Source organism: Actinomadura sp. 21ATH (genome assembly GCF_041951345.1).
In the GTDB taxonomy this organism is placed as follows: Bacteria; Actinomycetota; Actinomycetes; order Streptosporangiales; family Streptosporangiaceae; genus Spirillospora.
This window is the reverse complement of record NZ_JBGNUR010000030.1, coordinates 23,342-45,734: the sequence shown is the minus strand read 5'-3', so window position 1 is coordinate 45,734 and position 22,393 is coordinate 23,342. Positions and strand designations below refer to the sequence as shown.

Sequence of the window (22,393 nt, the reverse complement as noted above, 5' to 3'; positions counted from 1 at the left end):
GAGGCAGAAGCAGTGAAGCGCATCGGCGTCATCGGAGTGGGCGAGATCGGCCGGGCCATCGTGACGGGCCTGTGCGGCGGGGCCGACACGTCGCCAGAGGTGTTCCTCAGCCCTCGGGGGGCCCGCACGGCCGCGGAGCTGTCCGGGCGCTATGAGGGCGTGCGGGTGTGCGCCGACAACCAGGAGGTGGTGGACCGCTCCGAGGTGGTGATCATCGCCGTCCGCCGCCAGGACCGGCACGAAGCACTGGCCGGGCTGAAGGTGGACGGCGGCAAGGTAGTGATCAACGTGATGTCGGGTGTCGGCGACGGCGACCTGCGCCGGACACTCGCCACCGACGCCGCCTTGGTACGGGCCATCCCCCTCCCCGCCATCCGTGAACGCCGCTCGCTCACGGTGACCTACCCGTCGCACCCGACGGTGGACGCCCTGTTCGAGCGCCTGGGCGGGGTGCTCCCGGTCGCCGACGAGACGGCGTTCAACGTCTTCTCCGCGCTGACGGGAACGCTGACGACCCACTACTCCTACCTCGCCACGCTCACCTCCTGGGCCATCGGCCACGGCATCGCCCCCGGCGACGCCGACGGCTACGTGCGCAGCCTCTTCCAGGGCGTCGGCCGGGCCCTGAGCGACCAGACACGCTCCCTGCGCCGGCTCGCGGCCGACCACGAGACCCCGAAGGGGAACAACGAACGCATCCGCACCACCTGGTTCGACTCGGCCAACTCCGAAGCCCTCGACAAGGCCCTCGACGAACTACTCACCGACCTTGATGAGGGACCGCGGAACAGCGGTCAACGGTGAACGGCGCCCCCGCCTCTCGTTCCTCGCGAACGAGAAAGTGAGCAACACGCTTCGCTGCGCGCGACACCGCTGAGGCCGGGGCCCACCGGCCGTGCCCTGCGGCCCTTCCATGTCCGGCCTGCGGTGAAGACCATGGTGGCCCGCGGGCTGGAGACGTGCCGGTCCGCGGAGCCGGTCCGGCCGGCCGGGATGAGATGAGGACGTGCCCGTCAGGCGATGGCGTAGTCGGACAGAGCGGGCTCCAACAGGTCGAAGGCTCGGGTGGCGTCGGCGGCGATGGTGTGAGCGATCTGGTCGTTGGGGCGGCCGGCGAGGGTGAGGGTCTGGATGCGGTGGAACAGCACGCGGTAGACGCTGCTCAGCAGGCCGGCGGCGGTCTGGACGCTGATGTCGTCGGGCCGGGCACCGGTGGCCTCGGCCAGCGCCCGTGCCAGGTGGTCCTCACGTCGGTCGTGCAGGCCGCGCAGGCAGGCGGTCAGGGTCGGGCTGTCGGCGATCATGCGGGCGAACGGCCGGCCGGAGAAGCCGGCGACGGGGTCCTGGGCGGCCACGGCGCCGGCGAACGCGCGGCGCAGCGCGGCCAGCGCCGACTCCCCCGGGCGCCGGGCGGCGACGGCGCCGGCCAGGGAGGCGGCGAACTGCTCCTGGTGGTCCAACGCCAGGTCTTCCTTGCGGGGGAAGTAGTTGGTGACGGTCTTCTTGGCCACGCGGGCGGCGGCGGCGATCTCGGCGATGGTGGTCTGCTCGAAGCCCTGGGCGATGAACAGCCGGGTGGCGTGGTCGGAGATCAGCTGCCGGGTCTCCTGCTTCTTGGCCTCGCGCAGCCCGGGGGCCGCGGCGGGTGTCTGGATGCCCATGGACGCAATCTTACCCTCATAGCATCTTTATGTTGACACTATTGAACTTACCGGGCTAAGTTTACGTCCGTCGCAAGTTTGCGCCGAGCGCGGGGCCTCGCGCTCTGCCACGCCGCCACAGCTACTGACCCCGCTCATCCCGGCAAGGAGATTCGTGCAGTTCACCGCTTCCACCGTGTCGCTGACCGTGGACGACGTCACCGCCTCCCAGGAGTTCTTCACCACGCACCTGGGCTACACCCTCCAACAGGCCGCCGACGGCTTCGCGTCCCTGACCCGCCCCGACGCGGTCGATCTCGTCCTGCTCGCCCGCGGCATCCAGGTGCTGCCGCCCGAGCAGCGCGACCAGCACGCCGCCGGTGTGATCCTGGCCTTCACCCTCGCAGACGGCCTGCGAGAACAGGAGAAGCTGCTGCGCGACACCGGCGTCGAGATCACCATGCCGCTACGTCAGGAGCCCTGGGGCGAGCGCCTGTTCCAGGTCACCGACCCCAACGGAGTGATCGTCCAGTTCGTGGAATGGACCACTCCCGACACCGCCTGACATCTCCCCAGCGATCACCCAGGCCGGCGGCCCGGCCACCGACTTCACGAAACGAGCCTCCTCTTGCGCAAGCTGGTGTACTTCATCGCCACCACTCTCGACGGTTTCATCGCCGGCCCGGACGGCGCCGACCCCACCGGCCCGGACGGCTTCTGGCCCCTTCCCGCCGACTACATCCAGCACATCGTGGCCGACTACCCTGAGACGCTGCCCGGCCCGGCCCGCGCCGCCCTGTCGGTCACCGCCGAGGGCACCCGCTTCGACACCGTCCTGGAAGGCCGCCGCAGCTACGAGATCGGTTTGAAGGCCGGGATCACCGACGCCTTCCCGCACCTGCGCCACGTGGTCTTCTCCCGGACCCTCACCCAGAGCCCCGACCCCGCCGTCGAACTGGTCGCCAGCGACCCCGCCCAGACGGTGCGCGACCTCAAGCGCCAGGACGGCAAGGACATCTGGCTGCTCGGCGGCGCCGAACTGGCCGGCGCGCTCTACCAGCAGATCGACCGGCTGATCCTCAAGGTCGGCACGCTGACCCTCGGCACCGGCATCCCGCTGTTCTCCCGCACAGCCGCCTTCGACCCCCGTACCTGGAAACTCACCGACCACACCGTGCTCGACAGCGGCGCCGCCTTCCTCACCTACGACCGTCCCGCCGACTCCGCCACCGACGCGTAGAACGCGGGCTCTCCCCTCCGGGCCCCGACCGGCCAGCGGCACACCGACCTCAGCGCGAGCACCGACGGGCCCAGGCATCCTGGGCCGGCTGGGCGGTTCCCTGCGGGTCCTGATCGGCTGCGGTCTCCATGTACACCCCTTCTGAGCGGGATCGGGCTTACCGGTGACGGGATGAGGGACCGCCCGCCCGACAGTAACAGAGCACCTGCTCTGTTACTGTGTGGGTATGGCGCGACCTCGGATGTACGACCCTGAGCTGATCATGGACGCCGCCGAGCGGCTGGTGGCCGGCTCGGGACCCGATGGCGTCACCATCCGTGGCCTGGCCGCCGCGGCGGGGGTGTCGAACGGGGCGATCTACCACGCGTTCGGGTCCCTGCCCGTCCTGCTGGGGCGGGTGTGGCTGCGAGCCGCCGGCGACTTCCTGGACCTGCAGGAAACCGCGGTCCGGGAGGCCGCGGAGTCCGGGGGGCCGCCGGCAGGGGCGGCGGTGGACGCGGTGGTGGCGGCGGCCGACGCGCCGGCGGTGTTCGCGCTGCGGCGCCCCGCGGCGGCCCGGATGCTGATGAGCGTGAACCGCGAGCGGCTGCTGGGCCCCGGCCTGCCCGATCAGCTGGCCGCCGACCTGCTCGCGCTCGACCGGCGGCTGCTGGACCTGCTGAAGCGGCTGGCCCGCGGCCTGTGGGGCCGGGCGGACGCGGCCGCCGTCGCGGTCATCACCCTGTGCGTGGTCGACCTGCCCACCGCCGCGTTCCGGCGCCCCCTCACCGCCCCGGTCACCGACGAGGGGGCCACCGCCGTCACGCCCATCGACACCGACACCCGGCGGCGGCTGGAGGCGGCCGTCCGCGCCGTGGTGACCATCCCGCCGGCCGGCCGTTCCGGCCGCCGGCCTGCCACTTCGACGACCAAGGATTGACCATGCCCGAACTTCGCAACGACGGCCCGGTGTTCGTCCTGGACCTGGGCCGGGACGAGAACCGGTTCTCCCCGGACTGGATCATTGCCGTCCACGGCCACCTGGACAGCGTCGTGGACCACTCCGGTCCCGCCGCGCTCATCACCACCGGCCACGGCAAGTTCTTCTCCAACGGCCTGGACCTGGAGTGGCTGGGAGCCCATCCCGAGGAACTGATGCCCTACGTCGAGCGGGTGCAGGACCTTCTGGCCCGCGTGCTGTCGCTGCCCGTTCCCACGATCGCCGCGGTCAACGGCCACGCGTTCGGCGCGGGGACCATGCTCGCCCTGGCCCACGACTTCCGCGCCATGCGCGCCGACCGCGGCTACTTCTGCCTGCCCGAGGTCGACATCAACATCCCCTTCACCCCCGGCATGGCCGCCCTCGTCCAAGGCAAGCTCACCCCGGCCGCCGCGACCGCCTCCATGACCACCGGACACCGGTTCGGGGCTCCCCAGGCGCGGGAGCTGGGCCTGGTCGACGACGTCGCGGACCTGGAGCAGCTCGTCGCCGTCGCCGACGCCCGCGTCCGGCCCCTGGCCGGCAAGGACCGCACCACCCTGGGCGCGATCAAGACCACCATGTACGCCTCCGCCCTGGCCGCGCTGCGCGACACCCGGACCGCGACGGCCGACGCCTGACCCGACGGCCCCCGGCGCCCCGTCCTGCCGGCCACCGGGCGGGGCGGGGCCCGGTGTCCGCCGGCCACGGTCACACCCGCGGCACAAGGCCCTGCGCCTGGACACGCGTCCCCGCGCTCAACGGTGCAGGGGCGGGGTCATGCGGGGCGCGCGGGTCTCGATGGTCTGGGCGACATCGAGGATGAGCTCCTCGGTGAACCGGCCACCGATGATCTGGACGCCGACCGGGAGGCCGTCGGCGACGGCGGTGGGCACGGAGACGGCGGGGAACCCGAGGACGGGTACGGACGTCATCGGCCACTGCGCGGCGAACAGGCCGCGGCCGCGGGCCGGGTCCAGGATGTCGGCGTCGTTCTCGAACGGCGGCTCGGCCGAGACCGGGGTCAGCAGGACCGTGTTCGCGCCGAGCATTTCCTGCAGCCTGGTGACGAGCGTGGCACGGCGGGCCCATCCCTGGATGTAGGCCGCGGTGTCGGGCCTGTCGCCCCAGAGCTCGGCGGCCGCCTCGTACAAGTGGGTCATGTTGCGGCGGGTCGCCTCGTCGCCCATCTCGCGCATGCCCGGCAGCAGCGACCGCAGATCCTCCGACAGGAGCAGCAGCCACAGCCGCGCGGCCTCGGCGAGCAGTGGCAGTTCGATCTCTTCCACGGCGTGGCCCGCCTCGGCCAGCCATCCGGCCGCGGTGTCCAGGGCGGCGCTCACGGACGGGTGCGGCTTGGCCAGGCCCACGTCGCGCACGACCTTGACGTGCAACGGCCCGCCGGCCGGTGGGCGTGCCGGCAGCGCCGGGACGCCGAACGGGTCGCGCGGGTCCGGGGACGCCATCGCCGCCATGGCGAGACGCGCGTCGGCCACGGTGCCGGCGAGCGGTCCCTGCACGGACCACAGCTGGAAGGTGAGCGGGCCCTCGAGTTCCACCGGCGCCGGCGCGGCCCAGTTGGAGACCAGCCCGACCGTCGGGCGGATGCCCACCACCCCGCAGCAGGCGGCGGGGTAGCGCACCGAGCCGGCGATGTCGTTGCCCTGGGAGATGGGGGTCATGCCGGCGGCCACGGCGCTGGCCGCGCCGCCGCTGGAGCCGCCCGGAGTGTGCGCGGCGCTCCACGGGTTGAGCGTCCTGCCGTGCGGGTCGTTCGAGGTGAACCACCGCATCGAGAAGGCGGGCACGTTGCTGCGGCCGACGAGGATCGCCCCGGCGGAGCGCAGCGCCGCGATGACCGCGTCGTCCTCCGCGGCGCGCACATCGGCGAGCGGGGCCAGGCCGTGGCTGGTCAGGCTTCCGCGCTGGGCAGTGTTGATCTTGGTGGACACGGGCACGCCGTGCAGCGGGCCGAGGGCCCGCCCGGCGGCCACGGCTTCGTCGGCCCGGCGGGCGTCGGTGAGCGCCTCGTCGGGACGCACGTCGAGCAGTGCGTTCAGCGCGGGGTTCACGGCCTCGATCCTGTCCAGAGCCGACTGGACGGCCTCGACCGCCGAGACGCGCCGATTCCGGATCTCCGCCGCGAGCTCGGTCGCCGGCAGTTGCCACAGCTCCATGTCACTCCTCGCCATTACAGGCACGGAAAGCCCGTGCGAACTGCGCTAACGACCCGCCGCCGAGCTGGAAGCCGGATCGCATGGCGAGGAGAGTACGTGATGCGACACCGATGTACAACGGTGTTGTATTTCTTGTCCGGCGGGGTTACGCTCCCGTCCATGCCGATCGAGGTCGATATCACGCAACGCCTGGCCACCATCGCCGACGCCACTCTGGACATCGTGGCGACCAGCGGAATCGACGGAGTGAGCATCCGCGCCGTGGCGAAGCGGATCGGCGGGTCCACCACCCTGGTCACCAACTACCTGCCGACCAGGGAGGCGCTCCTGCGCAACGCGGTCGAGCACGCGATCGAGACCTGGGGAGAGGAGATGGAACAGGTCGCCGACGCGCTGCCCGAGAAGGAGCGCCTGGCCGCGACGGCGCGCTGGGCCTGCACGACCACCGGCAACGACGAGGTGCTGCGCCGCCTCTTCATGGAGATCCTCGGTCGCAGCGGCCGGGAGTCGGAGGCGCTGCAGGTCCTCACCACGGACGCGCGGCGGGGACGGACGCAGCTGGCGGACGCCGCCGCCCTCGCGGGCGCGGCCGACGCCGAGTTCGCCGCCGACATCATGCACCTGGTCCTGCGCGGCTTCTACGTGTCCAGCCTGGAAGACCCCGAGCGCTGGAACAGCGAGAGCGTCACGCCGCTCATCGACCGGCTCGTACGCCTCCTGACCACCGACTCGTAGAGGAAGGCCAACGGTGACATCCCCCGGCGAGGCGGCGCACGGCCGTCCGACGCGCACCCGCGGACCGCCGGCAGGCGCGCCGGCCGGCTCCTAGAGCCCAGGCCGTTCCCACTCACCCGGCTCACCGGTCTTCATCAGCGGCCGCGAAGCCGGCCTTTCCCGCCCGGCGGTCACCGCCGGGACTCGGGCTTCACCGGATCGATCGCGCATCCCGCCGCGCCGATCAGCCATGCGCTGCGTCCATCGGCCGAGCGTGCGGACGCGCCCTGCCCGATCCGGGCCGTCCAGGACCCGCCGTCCACGAAACGCCGGGTCGGGCGCGTTCCGGACCGTTCCGCGTCGCATTTCAGCCGCGCGACGCCTTCCCACCAGACCCGTACCCAGCACCACGAAGGGTCCAATCCATGCCACGTCCCCTTCGCACCGCGCTGACGCCGGTGCTCATCGGTTGCTGCACGCTGGCGGCATGCTCCAACGGCGGCAAAGCCGACGATCAAGCCAGGCCCAAGGCTATCACCACCGCCGTTTCCGCCCCGACCAAGGACGTCGACACCGTCACCTGGAACGTCCCCGCCGGGGAACCGCCCACGCTCGACCCCGCGCAGTCCTCCATCGAGTCGGTCAGCACCATCACCGCGAACATGTGCGAGGGCCTGTTCACCCTCGGCCCCGACTACCGCCCCCGGCCGGCCCTGGCCACCAGGGTCGACCATCCCGACCCGCTCACGTTCGTCATCCACCTCCGCGACGGCGCCAGGTTCTGGAACGGCAGACCGGTCACCCCTGAAGACGTCGTCTACAGCGCCGAGCGCATCCTCGACCCCAAGCTGGGCTCGTCGTGGATCGGCTGGGCCGTCAACCTGCGCGGCATCGAGGCCACCGGCCGCAACACGGTCACCGTCAAGCTGAAGAGGCCGGACGCGCTGGTCCCGAACTTCTTCGCCATGCCGGCCTTCTTCGTCGTGGAGAAGGCGACCGCCGAGGCGGCGGGCAAGGCGTTCGGCACCGCCAGGTCCGGTGTCATGTGCACCGGCCCGTACAAGACCGTCGCCTGGACGCAGGGCCAGAACATCACGCTCACCCGCAACGACTCCTGGTGGAACACCGCGGCCAGGCCCAGGGTCGAGAATCTGCGCTTCACCTTCATCAGCGACCCCTCGGCGCAGGTCGCGGCGCTGGCCGGCGGCGACGTGGACGGCCAGTTCAACGTCCCCCTCACCGGGATCGACCAGCTCTCGGGCAAGGGCCGCCTGCTGTACGGGCAGAGCATGGCCCCCACCTTCCTGTCGGTGCTCAACAGGAACGGCGCGCTGGGCGACCTCGCCGTCAGGCAGGCGCTCCAGGCTCTGATCGACTACAGGGGGATCCTGAAGTCGGTCTACCAGGGCACCGCGCAGCCGCTGCGCGCACTCGTCCCGCCCGCGGCATGGGGGTACGCGCAGGACGTCTACCGCGCCGAGTACGACAGGCTGCCCGAGCCGGCCCAGGACCTCGGCAAGGCCCGTGACCTCGTCAAGCGCTCTCCCCGGGCCAAGGGGAAGATCGTTCTCGGGTACACGAGCGCCATCGAGGAGAACGCCCGGGCGGCGACGGCGATCGCCGACACCGCCAAGCAGGTGGGCCTGAACATCCAGCTCAAGCCGATGACCGCCGAGCAGTTCGGCGCGGTCTTCAGCTCGCCGGCCGCCCGCGCCGGCATCGACCTGCTGCTGGCCGGCGGGTACCTCGACTTTCCCGAGCCGCTGTCGTACTACCAGTTCTTCACCATCGGGAGCTTCTACAACTTCGGCGGCTACGCCAACAAGGAGTACGACCGGGCCATCTTCGCCGCCATGGGCCAGGAGGACCCCGCGGCGCGGGCCCGGCTGGTGACCGGCGCCCAGGCGATCATGGCCAGGGACCTGGTCAACATCCCCATCGCGACGCAGCACGTCAGCGTGTACCACGCTTCCCGGCTGACCGGCCTCGTCCCGCGGCAGAGCTACCTGAACACGCCCTGGGCGACCACGCTGGGCGGCGCGTGAGATGCCCCGGACACTGGCCGCCCGGCTGGGCGGACGCGCCATCGGCGCGATGCTCACCGTCCTGTCCGCGTCCGTCGTCATCTACGGCGCGCTTCGCCTCGTTCCCGGTGACCCGGTCCTGGCCCTGAGCGCGGGACGGCGGCTCACCCCCGACCAGATCGAGGCACTCCGGCACGAGCACGGCCTCGACCGGGGGTTCGTGGAGGGGTACCTCGGCTGGTTCGGCGATGTGCTCCGGCTCGACCTCGGCACGTCGATGAACTACCAGACCGGCGTCACCTCCCTCCTCACCGGCCGGCTCGGGGTCTCCGGGCTGCTGATCCTGTACTCGGCCGTCCTGGCGATCGCGTTCGGGGCGACGGTGGCGCTGGTCTCCGCAGTCAAAGGGGGCGTCGCCAACCGGCTGGCGGGTGCCGCCGCGGCCATCGCCATGGCCACGCCGCCGTTCGTGGCGGCCATCCTCCTGCTGGGCGTCTTCGCGGTCGGCCTGGACTGGTTCCCCGCCACGGGCGCCGGAAGCGGCTTCACCGACCGGCTGTGGCACCTGACCCTGCCCGCGACCGCGATGGCGATCGCCGCGTTCGGGGTGCTGGCCCGGGTCGGTCACGCCGCGTTCACCGACGAGCTGGGCCGCGAGCATGTGGAGGTCGCGCGCAGCCGGGGGGTGAGCGGCGCGGCGGTGATCCGCCGGCACGTGGTCCGCAACGCCCTGGCGCCGATGCTCACCATCATGGCGGTGCTGGTGGCCAGCCTCTTCGTGGGCACCGCCGTCGTGGAGACCGCGTTCGGCCTGGACGGCGTCGGTGCACTGCTGGTCAGCTCGGTGTCCCGGCGGGACTTCCCCGTCGTCCAGGGCATCGCCCTGTTCGCCGTGGCGCTGTTCGTGGTGCTCAACACGCTGGTCGACCTGGTGATGCCGCTGATCGATCCGCGCGTGAAGGCCGGGGCCTGAGCCGATGACACTGACGATCCCCGCACTGCGGGCGAGGAGCGCCAAGCGGCGGCGCCGCCGCCCTCTCAGCCTCACGTTCGCGGTCGCGACCCTGCTGGTCATCATCGGCACGGCGGTGCTGGCACCGGTCCTGGCACCGCACTCCCCCGAGACCACGAGCCTGCTGGACTCCCTGGCGCCGCCCGGCACCGCGGACCACTGGCTGGGCACGGACTCGGTCGGCCGGGACCTGCTGTCGCGGCTGATGTACGGAGCGCGGCTGTCGCTGCTGGCACCGCTCGCGGTCGTCCTGCTGTCGGGACTGCTCGGCACCGCGATCGGGCTGCTCGCGGCTCGCGCGGGCGGATGGGGCGACGCCGTCCTGTCCCGCGCCATGGACATCGTCTTCTCGTTCCCCAGCCTGCTGCTGGCGATGCTCGTGGTGGCGGTGTCCGGGCCGGGTCTCACCGCGCCCATCTGCGCGCTGGCCGTCAGCTACACGCCGTTCATCGGCCGGGTCGTCCGCAGCGTGGCCGTGCAGGAAGGCGCCCGTCCCTACGTGGAGAGCTACCGCGTGATGGGCTTCGGCGAATGGTGGGTGACGCTTCGCCACCTGCTGCCCAACATCCTTCCCGTGCTCCTCGCCCAGGGCGCGCTCTCGTTCGGCTACGCGCTGATGGACCTGGCGGCGCTGTCCTACCTCGGGCTCGGCGTCCGGCCGCCCGAGGCGGACTGGGGCTCGATGATCAGCCAGGAGCGCGGCGCCATCCTGCAGGGCGAGGTCTGGAGCGGCCTGCTGCCCGGGCTGGCGGTGCTGCTGACCGTCATCTGCGTCAACCTCATCGGCGAGCACATCGGCGCCTCGATCGGCAGGAAGCGGAGATGACGACGCTCACGAACGAACGGCCCGCACCCGACCGCGCCGTCCTCACCGTCGCGGGACTGAGCCTGGCCGTCGGAACCGGCGAGCGCGCCGTACCGCTGCTGGCCGACGTCACCGTCACGGTGGAACGCGGCGAGACGGTGGGACTGGTCGGCGAGTCCGGATCCGGCAAGTCGCTCACGGCGCGGGCCGCTCTGGGCATGTTCCCGCGCGGGTCCCGGGCCACCGGCACGGTCGTCGCCGGGGGTCTCGACGTGCTCGCCGCCGGGCGGCGGGAGCTGCGCGAGCTGCGTCGCGCCCGGGCGGCCATGATCTTCCAGGATCCGCGGGCGTCGATCAATCCGGTGCGCCGGATCGGCGACTACCTCACCGAGGGGATGCGGGCACGCGGCATGCCCGCCAAGGCGGCCGCGGCACGCGCGCAGGAGCTGCTCGGGCAGGTCGGCATCCAAAACCCCCGCCGCGCGGTGCGGCAGTACCCGCACGAGTTCTCGGGCGGCATGCTGCAACGCGTCATGATCGCCGGAGCGCTGTCCACCGAGCCGGCGCTGCTGCTGGCCGACGAACCCACCACCGCGCTCGACGTGACCACCCAGGCCGAGGTCGTCACCCTGCTGAAGGGCCTGCAACGGGCGCACGGCACCGGCATGCTCTTCGTGACCCACGACCTGGACCTCGCCGCGGCGATCTGCGACCGCGTCTACGTGATGTACGCCGGCCGCATCGCCGAGGAGTCGGCCGGGACGGCGCTGTTCGAGGCGCCCGCCCACCCGTACACCCGGGCACTGCTCGAGGCGAGCCCCTCCGTTCACGGCGACCGCGCCGCGATCAGGGCGATCAAGGGCAGCCCGAAGGAACTGGCGCAGGCGCCCGCCGGGTGCTCGTTCCGCGACCGGTGCCCGATCTCCGACGACGTCTGCGCCACCGAGGTCCCCGCCGCCCGCCCGCACGGCATGTCGCTCGTCGCGTGCCACCATCCGGAAGGAGGCGGTACGCCGTGAGCGGTCCCGTCCTGAGCGTCTCCTCGCTGGTGAAGACCTTCGGCGGCGTCGCCGCGGTCGACGACGTCGGCTTCGACCTCATGCCCGGCGAATCGCTGGGGATCGTCGGCGAGTCCGGATCCGGCAAGACCACGACCGCGCGCATCCTGGCCGGGCTGGAACGCCCCACGTCCGGGACCGTGCTCCTCGACGGCCGGCCCGTCGAGTGGGACTCCCGCCGCGCCCGCCGCCGGCAGGCCAAGCGGCTCCAGATGATCTTCCAGGATCCGTACGGCTCGTTCGACCCCCGCCAGACCATCGCACAGTCGATCGCCGAGCCGCTCAGGCTGCACGCCCCCGGCTCGGCCGGGCAGCACCGCGCCCGCGTCGCGGAACTGCTGGAGCAGGTCGGGCTCAGCGCCCGCGTCGCCGGCTCGCTGCCCCGCGACCTCTCCGGCGGCCAGCGGCAGCGCGCGGCCATCGCCCGCGCGCTCGGCATCGCCCCGCGGGTCCTGGTCCTGGACGAGGCGGTCGCCGCGCTCGACGTCTCGATCCAGGCGCAGATCCTCACCCTGCTGGACCGGCTGCGGAAGGAGTCGGGCATCTCGTACGTCTTCGTCAGCCATGACCTGGCGGTGGTGCGCTACATCACCGACACGGCCATCGTGATGCGGCGCGGCCGCATCGTCGAACGCGGCGTGACGGAGCAGATCCTGCACGACCCGCAACACCCCTACACGCGGCTGCTGCTCGACTCGATCCCCTCCCCCGGCTGGGATCTCGACCGCGTGGCCCGGGACCGCCGCGCGCTCGACCTCGCCTGACCGCCCCGCCCATCACGGAGACATCGCATGCCCATAGTGAAGAAGGTCGGACCGGCCGCAGTGCCCGCCGACGCCACGGAGCTCAGCGTTCCCATGAGGGACGGCGTCCGGCTCGCGGCCGATCTGTATCTCGCCGCCGCCGGGCGCCCCGGGGCCGTCGTCCTGGTCCGGCTGCCGTACGACAAGGACGGCGTCTACTGCTTCATGCCGAAGATCAGCCGGTACCTCCTCGCCCGCGGCTACCACGTGGTCGTCCAGGACGTCCGCGGGAAGTACCGGTCCGAAGGAGCGACCGAGTTCGCCGTCCACGAGGTGGACGACGGGCACGACACGATCCAGTGGATCACCGAGCAGCCGTGGTGCGACGGCGACGTCGTGATGTGGGGCGACTCGTACTACGGCCACACCGCCATCGCCGCCGCCATCGGCGGGCATCCCGCCCTGCGGGCCATCTCGCCCAGGCTGACCGGCTCGCAGCTGTCCACGGTCCTGGAGTACGGCGACGGGTCGCGCGATGTCGAGCAGACCTCCCGCAAGATGTACTTCGCCTCCCACTACGTGGACGCCGGCCGGTACGAGTGGGAACCCGACTGGAGCCGGCGGCCGCTGCGGGCGGCGTTCGAGGACTTCTTCACCGAGATCGGCGAGCGCTCGGTCAACTTCGACGGCGAGTTCGCGGACCGGTCCCCGTTCGTCCCCCGGCCGCTGGAGGCGCTGCTGGCGAGCCCGCCCGTACCGGCGCTGTACACGATCGGATGGTTCGACAACTGCGCGGTCTGGTCCTGGCATGACGTGCGGGCGCTGGCGCGGCACCCCACCTGGTCCGAGCACCTCTACCTGCGCCTGGAGGCGATCGACCACGAGAACTACCGGCTCGGCGACGCGCCCGTCGACCCGTGGAACGACCACGCCGCCGCTCCCGAGGCCCTGGAGCGGCTGCTGCCGCGCTACCTCGATCCGGCCCTGGACTTCTTCGACGCCGTGCTGGGCCGCCGTGGTGATCTGGCGGACCATCCTCGGGTGCGGTACGAGGTGTGCCACGGCGGGTGGCGGACGAGCGACAGGTGGCCGCCCGCGGAGTCGTCCGAACTCACCCTCCATCTGGCGGCGGACCCGGCGCCGAACCTGGCCGTGCGGGCGCCCGTGCGCGAAGCGTCGCTGCGGTGGACGCACGATCCCGGCGACCTGGTGCCCGCGGCGGGGGCGAACCCGTTCGCGGCCCTCTTCGACCGGTCGGATCTGGGCCCGGTCGGGCAGCGCGAGGACGTGCTCCGCTTCCTGGGGCCGGCACTGGACGAGCGACTCGATCTCATCGGCACCGTGACCTTGCAGCTGAGTCTGCGCGCACCGGCCGCGGCCCACGTGCACGCGCGGCTGCTGGACGTGGAACCCGGCGGGGCGGCCTACCTGATCGCCAAGGGGCAGGTCCGCCTGCCCGAGGAACCGGGACCCGGGGTGGCCGTGCTGGACCTTCTCGAGGTCGCCTACCGGCTCCTTCCGGGGCACCGCCTCGCCCTCGATCTCATGAGCAGCGAGTTCCCCGACTACCTCGCCGAGGCCCCCGCGGGCACCGACCCGTGGGCGGCCGTGCCGGGCGGCCCCAGCCCGCGGGAACTGACCGTAGGCGGCGGCCGTCCCGCGTGCCTGCGGATCGGCAGGTGGCAGCCCGACCGACTCCGCGACCCCCGTCCCTCCGCCCACCGACCCCTGAGGAGCCGACCATGACCGACCCCTTCACTCCGGCGCTGACCTTCGCCTTCGAGATCCGCGCCGACCTCTCCCCGTCCCTGCACATCGGGCACGGCGACGGGGAGAGCACCGATTTCACCCCCATCATCGGCGGCACCGTCGAGGGACCCATGCTGCGCGGGAAGGTCCTCCCCGGAGGCGGCGACTGGTCCAGCACCCGCGGCCGGATCTGCCAGCTCGACGCCCGCTACCTGCTGCAGGCCGACGACGGCGCGGTCATCGACATCGTGAACCGGGGCTACTACCACGAGGAGGAGTCCGCCGGCCCCGACCAGTACGACGGAGACCTCCAGGTGGCGAAGGCGGGCATCTACTACCGCACATCCCCCACCTTCCGTACCGACGCGCCGGACCACCGCTGGCTCGCGCAGACCGTCTTCGTCGGCCTCGCCCGGCCGGCCGGCGTGGACGAGCACGCCGTCGCCATCCGCATGTACGCCCTGCTCTGACCATCCGCGGCGGAGCCGTGATGGGCCGCCTCCCCGCCTGCGAGGGCGGGGAGGCGGCCCATCGGGATGACACGCCCTGTCGACCGGCGAGGCGGGCCGGATCAGGAGGTGGCGCTCATGACGTGCTTGATGCGGGTGTAGTCCTCGAACCCGTACATCGACAGGTCCTTGCCGTGGCCGGAGTGCTTGAAGCCGCCGTGCGGCATCTCGGCGACGAACGGGATGTGGGTGTTGATCCAGACGCAGCCGAAGTCGAGCTTGGCCGACACGCGCATCGCCCGGGCGTGGTCGCGGGTCCACACCGAGGAGGCGAGGCCGTACCGGACGTCGTTGGAGAACCGTACGGCCTCGTCCTCGCCGGTGAAGGACTGGACGGTGATGACCGGGCCGAAGATCTCGTGCTGGCTGGCCTCGTCCCGCTGGCGCAGGCCGGACACGACGGTGGGGGCGTAGAAGTAGCCGCGGTCGCCGACCCGGGTGCCGCCGTGGTGGACGGTGGCGTGGCCGGGCAGCCGGTCGACCATGCCGGCGACGCGGGCGAGCTGGTCGGCGTTGTTGAGGGGGCCGTAGGCGGCGCCGGGGTCGGAGGGCCCCGCGGTACGGGTCGCGCGGGCCTGCTCGGTGAGCGCGGCGACCAGTTCATCGTGGACGTCGGCGGCGACGAGGACGCGGCTGGCGGCGGTGCAGTCCTGGCCGGCGTTGAAGTAGGCGGCGCCGGCGATGCCCTCGGCCGCGGCGGCGATGTCGGCGTCGGCGAACACCACGACCGGTGCCTTGCCGCCGAGTTCGAGGTGGGTGCGCTTGAGGTCGGCGGCGGCCGCCTCGGCGACCTGCGTGCCGGCCCGGACGGAGCCGGTGATCGAGACCATGTCGGGCCGGGGGTGGGAGACCAGCGCGCGGCCGGTGTCGCGGTCGCCGCAGATGACGTTCAGCACGCCGGGCGGCAGGAACTCGGCGCAGATCTCGGCGAGCAGCGTGGTGGAGGCCGGGGTGGTGTCGGACGGCTTGAGCACCACGGTGTTGCCCGCGGCCAGCGCGGGCGCGATCTTCCACACGGCCATCATCAGCGGGTAGTTCCACGGGGTGACCTGGGCGCAGACCCCGACCGGCTCGCGCCGGACGAACGAGGTGTGCCCTTCCATGTACTCGCCGGCCGAGCGCCCCTCCAGGATCCGCGCGGCCCCGGCGAAGAACCGGAACTGGTCGGCGCACAGCGGGACCTCTTCGGTGGCGGTGAGGGCGCGGGGCTTGCCGGTGTCGGCGCATTCGACGTCGATCAGCTCGTCCAGCCGCGCGTCGATCGCGTCGGCGATCCTCAGCAGGGCGCGCTGGCGTTCGGCGGGGGTGGTCCAGCGCCAGGTCTCGAACGCGCGGGCCGCGGCGTCCATGGCGGTGTCGACGTCGGCCTGCCCGGACAGCGGCGAGGTCGCGTAGACCTCGCCGGTCACCGGGTCGATGACGTCGAGGACTCGTTCGTCGGCGGCACCGCGCCGCTTTCCGTCGACGAGGTTGGTGAAGGTCGTCACCGGCTTCCCTTCGTGGGTGTCATGGGGTCTGGAGGCGTGGACCACGGTTCCGAGGACCTACCGAAACCGCAGCTCTGAATGCTATATCAGTCGCCAGTGGTTGCAATAGACTATGGAAGGAGCAGGCTAGTACTGTCAATGACTACTAAAATAGTCGCCCGTCGGTCGCGGTCGGCGAGTGCGGCCGGAGCCGCCGGCGCCTGCGATGATGCGGTCATGGGCAGGAAGAGTGGGGCCGTGGCGGACCTCGACGACATCTCGTGGCAGATCATCGAGCAGTTGCAGGAGGACGGGCGGCGCTCGTACGGGGCGATCGCCAAGGTGGTCGGGCTGTCCGAGGCGGCGGTGCGGCAGCGGGTGCAGCGCATGATCGAGTCGGGCGTGATGCAGATCGTCGCCGTCGCCGACCCGTTGCGCGTCGGCGGCCACCGGCAGGTGATGGTGGGCGTGAAGGTCGAGGGGCCGCTGCCGCCGGTCGCCGCCGCGCTGACGGAGATGGAGGAGACGGTCTACGTGGTGATGTGCGCCGGCACCTATGACTTCCTGTGCGAGGTCGTGTGCGATGACGACGCCCATCTGACCGAGGTGCTGTCGACCCGCATCCGGTCGATCCCCGGCGTGGTGAGCACGGAGTCCTTCGTCTACCTCCAACTGTGCAAGGAAAGCTACCAGTGGCGGGCCCGATGACGACTACTTCAGTAGCAACCATCGAGAGATGCCTGCTGAAATAGTGGACGAAGTGGAGATTTACGCACTACATTAGTGTCATGCTTCGCGTGACCGCTACTGATCCGGTACGTGCGCTCGTCCATGCCGAGCCCGTCCCGTTCTGGCTCGACGACCCGGCGCGGCCGTCCCCCTTCCCGGCGCTGGCCGGAGAAGAGCACTGCGACCTGGTGGTGGTCGGCGGCGGGTACTGCGGGCTGTGGACGGCCCTGCTGGCCAAGGAGCGCGACCCGGACCGCGACGTCGTTCTGATCGAGGCGCGCGAGGTGGGCTGGGCGGCCTCCGGACGCAACGGCGGCTTCTGCGCGTCCTCGCTCACCCACGGTTTCGGCAACGGCCTGGCCCGATGGCCGGACGAGCTGGCGGAGCTGGAGCGACTCGGCCTGGAGAACCTGGACGCCATCGAGGACACGCTGCGGCGGTACGGGATCGACTGCGACTGGGAGCGCACCGGCTCGATCGACGTCGCCACCCGGCCGCACCAGGTCGGCGAGCTGCGCGAGCACGCCGAGACGGCGCGAAGGTACGGCCTCTCCTGCGAGTTCCTCGGCACCGAGCAGGTCAGAGCCGAGGTCGACTCGCCGACCTACCTGGCCGGGGTCCTCGACCGGCGCGGTACGGCGCTGGTCAATCCGGCCAGGCTCGCCTGGGGACTCCGCGACGCCTGCGTCCGGCTCGGCGTGCGGATCTTCGAGCGCACCCCCGCGACCGGGCTGGCCACCCGCGGCACCGGCATGGTGGTCACCACCGGCTACGGCCGGGTGGTGGCGCGGCGGGTCGCGCTGGCCACCAACGCCTTCCCGCCGCTGGTACGCCGGATCCGCCCGTTCGTGGTGCCCGTGTACGACTACGCGATGGTCACCGAGCCGCTGACCGAAGCGCGGCTGGCCTCGATCGGCTGGCGGCACCGCCACGGCATGTCCGACTCCGGGAGCCGGTTCCACTACTACCGGCTCACCGCCGACGACCGGATCCTGTGGGGCGGCTACGACGCCGTCTACCACTACGGATCCCGGCTGTCGGCCGACCTGGACCAGCGTCCGGCCACCTTCCAGGTCCTGGCCTCCAACTTCTTCCAGACCTTCCCCCAACTGGAGGGCGTCCGTTTCACCCATACGTGGGGCGGCGTGGTCGACACCTGCACCCGCTTCTCGGCCTTCTTCGGCACCGCCGCGCACGGCAGGGTCGCCTACGCCCTCGGCTTCACCGGGCTCGGGGTGGCCGCGACACGGTTCGGAGCGCAGGTCATGCTCGACCGGCTCGACGGCCTGCACTCCCCGCGGACCCGGCTCGCGATGGTGCGCAGCAAGCCCGTCCCGTTCCCGCCCGAGCCTCTGCGCTGGCTCGGCATCGAGCTCACCCGCCGCTCGATGGCCCACGCCGACCGCAACGGCGGGAAGCGGAACCTGTGGCTGCGAACGATGGACACCCTCGGACTCGGCTTCGACAGCTGACGTTCGGACACCACCGACAGCCGCAAGCAGCCCGCCGACACCGACCGCTCCGGTCACCCGCGAGAAAGTGATGACGCCCCATGCCCGACAACGTGCCCACCGACGCCGCCGCCCCCTCGATCGAGCACCTGTGGCTGCACTTCACCCGCCACTCCGCCGCCGACGACCCCGGGATCCCGGTGATCGTGCGCGGCGAGGGCGCCTACGTGTGGGACGCCCGGGGCAAGCGCTACCTCGACGGGCTGGCCGGGCTCTTCGCCGTCCAGGTCGGGCACGGCAGGGAGGAGCTGGCCGCGGCCGCGGCCGAGCAGACCCGGCGGCTGGCCTACTTCCCGCTGTGGTCGCACGCCCATCCCGCCGCGATCGAGCTGGCCGACCGGCTCGCCGCCGCGGCGCCCGGCGACCTGAACCGGGTGTTCTTCACCGTCAGCGGAGGCGAGTCGGTCGAGACCGCCTGGAAGCTGGCCAAGCAGTACTTCCGGCTGACCGGCCGGCCCGGCAAGCACAAGGTGATCAGCCGGTCGCTGGCCTACCACGGCACCTCCCAGGGAGCGCTGTCGATCACCGGCATCCCCGGCGCCAAGCAGGACTTCGAGCCGCTCGTCCCCAGCACCGTCCGCGTCCCGAACACCAACTTCTACCGCGCCCCCGAGCACGGCGACGATCCCGTGGCCTTCGGCCGGTGGGCGGCCGACCGGATCGAGGAGGCCATCGAGTTCGAAGGTCCCGGCACCGTCGCCGCGGTGTTCCTGGAGCCGATGCAGAACACCGGCGGCTGCTTCCCGCCGCCGCCCGGCTACTTCCAGCGGGTCCGCGAGATCTGCGACCGGCACGACGTGCTGCTGGTCTCCGACGAGGTGATCTGCGCGTTCGGCCGGCTCGGGCACGCCTTCGGCGCCGACCGCTACGGCTACCGGCCCGACATCATCACCACCGCCAAGGGCCTGACCTCCGGCTACGCCCCACTCGGCGCGGTACTGGCCGGCGACCGGCTGATGGAACCGTTCCGCCGCGACGGCGCGACGTTCATGCACGGCTCCACCTACGGCGGCCACCCGGTCTCCTGCGCCGTGGCACTGGCCAACCTGGACGTCATCGAACGCGAGGGCCTCTACGAGCACGTCCGCGACACCGAGGACGCCTTCCGCGCCACCCTGGACAGGCTCACCGACCTGCCCATCGTCGGGGACGTCCGCGGCGGCGGCTTCTTCTACGGCATCGAACTGGTCAAGGACAAGACCACCAAGCGGACCTTCACCGCCGAGGAATCCGAGCGGATCCTGCGCGGCCACGTGTCCGCGCGGCTCTTCGAGTCGGGACTGTACTGCCGGGCCGACGACCGCGCCGAGCCGGTCGTCCAACTGTCCCCGCCGCTCATCTGCGACCAGGCGCACTTCGACGAGATGGAGCAGATCCTGCGTGACGCGCTCACCAGTGCAGGGAGACTTCTCTAGCGATCCTCTCGGGAAGCCGATGGCCGACCGCGACCGCGCCGGCCATCGGCTCCACGAGATCCCGTCACTTCTCCCGGAGCACCGTTTCGGGCGCGGTGGCCTCGATGCCCACCGCTCGCCCGACCGGCGCGCTGGTGAGGCGGCCATCGTGGGTGTTGAGCCCCGAGGCGAAGCCGGGGTCTTCGGCCAGGGCCCGCCGCCAGCCTCTGGCGGCCAGCCTCACCACGTACGGCAGGGTGGCGTTGGTCAGAGCGTAGGTGGAGGTGTTCGGTACGGCCCCCGGCATGTTGGCGACGCAGTAGAAGGTCGAGTCGTGCACCTGGTATGTGGGATCGGCGTGCGTCGTCGGCCGCGTGTCGGCGAAGCAGCCGCCCTGGTCGACGGCGATGTCGACGAGCACCGAGCCGGGCTTCATCTGCGCCACCAGGTCGTTGCCGACCAGCTTCGGTGCCGCGGCGCCCGGGATGAGGACCGCTCCGATGACCAGGTCGGCCTGCCGTACCCGCTCCTCGATCGCCAGCGTGGACGAGGCGAGGCCGCGGACCCGGTTGCCGTAGCGCCAGAACGACATGCGCAGCTTGTCGAGGTCGGTGTCGAGCAGCGTGACGTCGGCGCCCATGCCCAGCGCGATGTTGGCGGCGTTCTGCCCGGCCACGCCCGCGCCGATCACGACGACCTTGGCGTTGGCCACCCCGCCGACGCCGCCCAGCAGCACGCCGCGGCCGCGCTGTGCCTTGAACAGCGCATGGGCGCCCACTTGGGGCGCGAGGCAGCCGGCGACCTCCGACATCGGGTAGAGGAGCGGCAGCCCGCCCGAAGGCAGCCGCACGGTCTCGTAGGCGATGGCGGTGACCTTCCTGGCCAGCAGTTCCTCGGTGAGGGGCCTGTCGGCGGCCAGGTGCAGGTAGGTGAACAGCGTCAGCCCTTCGCGGAGGCGGTGGTACTCCTCGGCGATCGGCTCCTTCACCTTGAGGACGAGGTCGGCGGTGCCCCATACGTCGTCGGGGTCGTCCAGCAGCGTGGCGCCCGCCGCCGCGTACTCCTCGTCGCCGATCGAGGACCCGGCGCCCGCACCGCGCTCGACGTGGACCGCGTGCCCGTTCGCCGTGAGTTCCCGGACCCCGGCCGGCGTGATCGCCACCCGGTGCTCGTGGTTCTTGACTTCCTTCGGAACACCGATGTTCACGGTGGTCGGCCTTTCGCTGGTTCAGAGACGCTCGGCGGCCTGGGTGAGCGCGGAACGCAAGGTCTGTTCCATCTCGTCGAAGTGCGCCTGGCCGCAGACGAGCGGCGGCGCGAGCTGGACGACCGGGTCGCCCCGGTCGTCGGCGCGGCAGTACAGACCGGCGTCGAGCAGGGCTGCCGAGAGGAACCCGCGCAGGAGCCGTTCGGACTCGGGCGCGGTGAACGTCTCCCTGGTGGCCTTGTCCTTGACCAGTTCGATGCCGTAGAAGTAGCCGTCGCCGCGCACGTCGCCGACGATGGGCAGGTCGAGCAGCCGTTCCAGGGTCGAGCGGAACGCGCCCTCGGTGCGGCGCACGTGCGCGAGGACCTGCTCGTCCTCGAAGATCTGCAGGTTGCGCAGCGCGACGGCGGCGGCGACCGGGTGGCCGCCGAAGGTGTAGCCGTGGGCGAAGGACTCGGTGCCGTGCTGGAACGGCTCGGCGATCCGGTCGCTCGCGATCATGGCGCCCAGCGGGGCGTAGCCGGAGGTGATGCCCTTGGCGCAGGTGATGATGTCGGGCTGGTAGCCGTACCGTTCGGCGGCGAACATGTGGCCGAGGCGCCCGAAGGCGCAGATGACCTCGTCGGAGACCAGCAGGACCTCGTACTCGTCGCAGATCTCGCGCACCCGCCGGAAGTAGCCCGGAGGCGGCGGGAAGCAGCCGCCGGAGTTCTGCACCGGTTCGAGGAAGACCGCGGCGACCGTGTCCGGGCCCTCGTTCTCGATCGCCACGGCGATCTGGCCGGCGGCCCAGCGGCCGAACGCCTCCGGGTCCGAGCCGTCCAGCAGCCCACCGGTGATCTCGCCGGCACGGTAGATGTTGGTGTTCGGCACCCGGAAGGCGGCCGGCACCAGCGGCTCGAACTGCTGCTTGAGGGCGGGCAGGCCGGTGACCGACAGCGCGCCTTGGGTGGTGCCGTGATAGGCGATCCGGCGGCTGATCACTTTGTGCTTGAGGGGCCTGCCGACGATCTTGAAGTAGTTCTTGGCCAGCTTCCACGCCGACTCCACCGCCTCCGAACCGCCGGAGGTGAAGAACACCCGGTTCAGGTCCCCGGGCGCGTACGAGGCCACCCGCTCGGCGAGTTCGATGGCGGCCGGATGGGCGTAGGACCACAGCGGCATGTACGCCAGGTCCCGCGCCTGCCTCATGGCCGCCTCGGCCAGCTCGGCGCGGCCGTGGCCGAGTTGCGAGACGAACAGGCCGGACAGGCCGTCGAGGTACCGCCTGCCCCGCGCGTCGTACAGGTAGGGCCCCTCGCCCCGGACGATCACCGGTATCTCGGCCGCCTCGTAGGCGCCCATCCGGCTGAAATGCAGCCACAGGTGGTCGCGGGCCGCCGCCTGCCAGCGGTCGGCCCGGCCGGAGAACTGCTCATCCGTCGCGAGAAGAGGATCACCGATCACGGGAGTCACGT

At 71.8% G+C, this 22,393-nt stretch carries 21 protein-coding genes; 16 read left to right on the top strand and 5 right to left on the bottom strand.

The features are described from left to right. Positions 1–12: 12 nt before the first annotated feature. On the top strand, positions 13–804 hold the full coding sequence (locus ACA361_RS41110) for an NAD(P)-binding domain-containing protein (protein ID WP_375020577.1): 792 nt from the start codon (positions 13–15) through the stop codon (positions 802–804). 209 nt (positions 805–1,013) lie between these two features. On the opposite strand, the gene ACA361_RS41105 is transcribed toward ACA361_RS41110, so the two are convergent. Beyond that, positions 1,014–1,661, bottom strand: coding sequence for a TetR/AcrR family transcriptional regulator (locus ACA361_RS41105; protein WP_375020576.1), 648 nt, complete (start codon positions 1,659–1,661; stop codon positions 1,014–1,016). Positions 1,662–1,815: 154 nt separating this feature from the next. Here ACA361_RS41105 and ACA361_RS41100 point away from each other — a divergent pair, with 154 nt between their 5' ends. The 4 genes from ACA361_RS41100 (at position 1,816) to ACA361_RS41085 (ending at position 4,479) form a co-directional block, all read left to right on the top strand. Continuing rightward, positions 1,816–2,205, top strand: coding sequence for a VOC family protein (locus ACA361_RS41100; protein ID WP_375020575.1), 390 nt, complete (start codon positions 1,816–1,818; stop codon positions 2,203–2,205). Between the two features lie 63 nt (positions 2,206–2,268). Next, the gene (locus tag ACA361_RS41095) at positions 2,269–2,880 is read left to right on the top strand and encodes a dihydrofolate reductase family protein (RefSeq protein ID WP_375020574.1); all 612 of its coding nucleotides are present in this window, start codon (positions 2,269–2,271) and stop codon (positions 2,878–2,880) included. 226 nt (positions 2,881–3,106) lie between these two features. Beyond that, a complete protein-coding gene (locus tag ACA361_RS41090) occupies positions 3,107–3,799 on the top strand; it encodes a TetR/AcrR family transcriptional regulator (protein WP_375020573.1) in 693 nt (230 codons plus the stop codon). A 2-nt stretch (positions 3,800–3,801) separates the two neighbouring features. After that, a complete protein-coding gene (locus ACA361_RS41085; protein WP_375020572.1) occupies positions 3,802–4,479 on the top strand; it encodes an enoyl-CoA hydratase-related protein in 678 nt (225 codons plus the stop codon). 117 nt (positions 4,480–4,596) lie between these two features. On the opposite strand, the gene ACA361_RS41080 is transcribed toward ACA361_RS41085, so the two are convergent. Further along, positions 4,597–6,015 carry an amidase gene (locus tag ACA361_RS41080; RefSeq protein ID WP_375020571.1) on the bottom strand — a complete coding sequence of 473 codons (1,419 nt, stop codon included), beginning with the start codon at positions 6,013–6,015 and terminating at the stop codon, positions 4,597–4,599. Positions 6,016–6,174: 159 nt separating this feature from the next. Between ACA361_RS41080 and ACA361_RS41075 the strand changes: the two genes are divergently transcribed. From ACA361_RS41075 to ACA361_RS41040, 8 genes are all read left to right on the top strand, one after another. After that, a complete protein-coding gene (locus ACA361_RS41075) occupies positions 6,175–6,750 on the top strand; it encodes a TetR/AcrR family transcriptional regulator (protein WP_375020570.1) in 576 nt (191 codons plus the stop codon). Between the two features lie 404 nt (positions 6,751–7,154). Then, positions 7,155–8,774 carry an ABC transporter substrate-binding protein gene (locus tag ACA361_RS41070; RefSeq protein WP_375020569.1) on the top strand — a complete coding sequence of 540 codons (1,620 nt, stop codon included), beginning with the start codon at positions 7,155–7,157 and terminating at the stop codon, positions 8,772–8,774. 1 nt (position 8,775) lies between these two features. Continuing rightward, positions 8,776–9,726: an ABC transporter permease gene (locus ACA361_RS41065; protein WP_375020568.1), complete on the top strand. Its 951-nt coding sequence runs from the start codon at positions 8,776–8,778 to the stop codon at positions 9,724–9,726. 4 nt (positions 9,727–9,730) lie between these two features. Then, positions 9,731–10,591, top strand: coding sequence for an ABC transporter permease (locus tag ACA361_RS41060; RefSeq protein WP_375020567.1), 861 nt, complete (start codon positions 9,731–9,733; stop codon positions 10,589–10,591). After that, on the top strand, positions 10,588–11,589 hold the full coding sequence (locus ACA361_RS41055; protein ID WP_375020566.1) for an ABC transporter ATP-binding protein: 1,002 nt from the start codon (positions 10,588–10,590) through the stop codon (positions 11,587–11,589). Before ACA361_RS41060 ends, ACA361_RS41055 begins: the two co-directional genes overlap by 4 nt. Further along, positions 11,586–12,392 carry an ABC transporter ATP-binding protein gene (locus tag ACA361_RS41050; RefSeq protein WP_375020565.1) on the top strand — a complete coding sequence of 269 codons (807 nt, stop codon included), beginning with the start codon at positions 11,586–11,588 and terminating at the stop codon, positions 12,390–12,392. Before ACA361_RS41055 ends, ACA361_RS41050 begins: the two co-directional genes overlap by 4 nt. 27 nt (positions 12,393–12,419) lie before the next feature. Next, positions 12,420–14,117 (top strand): CocE/NonD family hydrolase, encoded by a 1,698-nt coding sequence (locus ACA361_RS41045; RefSeq protein WP_375020564.1) that lies wholly within the window; start codon positions 12,420–12,422, stop codon positions 14,115–14,117. Then, positions 14,114–14,590 (top strand): DUF3237 domain-containing protein, encoded by a 477-nt coding sequence (locus tag ACA361_RS41040; protein ID WP_375020563.1) that lies wholly within the window; start codon positions 14,114–14,116, stop codon positions 14,588–14,590. The genes ACA361_RS41045 and ACA361_RS41040 overlap by 4 nt, the downstream gene beginning before the upstream one ends. 101 nt (positions 14,591–14,691) lie before the next feature. On the opposite strand, the gene ACA361_RS41035 is transcribed toward ACA361_RS41040, so the two are convergent. Beyond that, positions 14,692–16,116, bottom strand: coding sequence for a gamma-aminobutyraldehyde dehydrogenase (locus ACA361_RS41035; RefSeq protein ID WP_375020562.1), 1,425 nt, complete (start codon positions 16,114–16,116; stop codon positions 14,692–14,694). A gap of 216 nt (positions 16,117–16,332) precedes the next feature. Here ACA361_RS41035 and ACA361_RS41030 point away from each other — a divergent pair, with 216 nt between their 5' ends. The 3 genes from ACA361_RS41030 (at position 16,333) to ACA361_RS41020 (ending at position 19,750) form a co-directional block, all read left to right on the top strand. Next, positions 16,333–16,803 (top strand): Lrp/AsnC family transcriptional regulator, encoded by a 471-nt coding sequence (locus tag ACA361_RS41030; protein ID WP_375020561.1) that lies wholly within the window; start codon positions 16,333–16,335, stop codon positions 16,801–16,803. 80 nt (positions 16,804–16,883) lie between these two features. Beyond that, positions 16,884–18,296, top strand: coding sequence for an NAD(P)/FAD-dependent oxidoreductase (locus ACA361_RS41025; protein WP_375020560.1), 1,413 nt, complete (start codon positions 16,884–16,886; stop codon positions 18,294–18,296). Between the two features lie 80 nt (positions 18,297–18,376). Further along, positions 18,377–19,750, top strand: a complete 1,374-nt coding sequence (locus ACA361_RS41020; protein ID WP_375020559.1) for an aspartate aminotransferase family protein — start codon at positions 18,377–18,379, stop codon at positions 19,748–19,750. Positions 19,751–19,814: 64 nt separating this feature from the next. Here ACA361_RS41020 and ald read toward each other — a convergent pair whose 3' ends face one another. Both ald and ACA361_RS41010 read right to left on the bottom strand, forming a co-directional pair. Further along, positions 19,815–20,936 carry an alanine dehydrogenase gene (gene ald / locus ACA361_RS41015; RefSeq protein ID WP_375020558.1) on the bottom strand — a complete coding sequence of 374 codons (1,122 nt, stop codon included), beginning with the start codon at positions 20,934–20,936 and terminating at the stop codon, positions 19,815–19,817. A 21-nt stretch (positions 20,937–20,957) separates the two neighbouring features. Further along, positions 20,958–22,382 carry an aspartate aminotransferase family protein gene (locus ACA361_RS41010; protein ID WP_375020557.1) on the bottom strand — a complete coding sequence of 475 codons (1,425 nt, stop codon included), beginning with the start codon at positions 22,380–22,382 and terminating at the stop codon, positions 20,958–20,960. Between the last annotated feature and the right edge of the window lie 11 nt (positions 22,383–22,393).

Bases quoted from the DNA above. Each gene is read 5' to 3' on its own strand.
- ACA361_RS41060 (WP_375020567.1), top strand. From the start codon at position 9,731: ATGACACTGACGATCCCCGCACTGCGGGCGAGGAGCGCCAAGCGGCGG.
- ACA361_RS41080 (WP_375020571.1), bottom strand. From the start codon at position 6,015: ATGGAGCTGTGGCAACTGCCGGCGACCGAGCTCGCGGCGGAGATCCGG.
- ACA361_RS41040 (WP_375020563.1), top strand. From the start codon at position 14,114: ATGACCGACCCCTTCACTCCGGCGCTGACCTTCGCCTTCGAGATCCGC.
- ACA361_RS41070 (WP_375020569.1), top strand. From the start codon at position 7,155: ATGCCACGTCCCCTTCGCACCGCGCTGACGCCGGTGCTCATCGGTTGC.
- ACA361_RS41075 (WP_375020570.1), top strand. From the start codon at position 6,175: ATGCCGATCGAGGTCGATATCACGCAACGCCTGGCCACCATCGCCGAC.
- ACA361_RS41090 (WP_375020573.1), top strand. From the start codon at position 3,107: ATGGCGCGACCTCGGATGTACGACCCTGAGCTGATCATGGACGCCGCC.
- ACA361_RS41055 (WP_375020566.1), top strand. From the start codon at position 10,588: ATGACGACGCTCACGAACGAACGGCCCGCACCCGACCGCGCCGTCCTC.
- ACA361_RS41065 (WP_375020568.1), top strand. From the start codon at position 8,776: ATGCCCCGGACACTGGCCGCCCGGCTGGGCGGACGCGCCATCGGCGCG.
- ACA361_RS41105 (WP_375020576.1), bottom strand. From the start codon at position 1,661: ATGGGCATCCAGACACCCGCCGCGGCCCCCGGGCTGCGCGAGGCCAAG.
- ACA361_RS41025 (WP_375020560.1), top strand. From the start codon at position 16,884: ATGCTTCGCGTGACCGCTACTGATCCGGTACGTGCGCTCGTCCATGCC.
- ACA361_RS41045 (WP_375020564.1), top strand. From the start codon at position 12,420: ATGCCCATAGTGAAGAAGGTCGGACCGGCCGCAGTGCCCGCCGACGCC.
- ACA361_RS41030 (WP_375020561.1), top strand. From the start codon at position 16,333: ATGGGCAGGAAGAGTGGGGCCGTGGCGGACCTCGACGACATCTCGTGG.
- ACA361_RS41085 (WP_375020572.1), top strand. From the start codon at position 3,802: ATGCCCGAACTTCGCAACGACGGCCCGGTGTTCGTCCTGGACCTGGGC.
- ACA361_RS41020 (WP_375020559.1), top strand. From the start codon at position 18,377: ATGCCCGACAACGTGCCCACCGACGCCGCCGCCCCCTCGATCGAGCAC.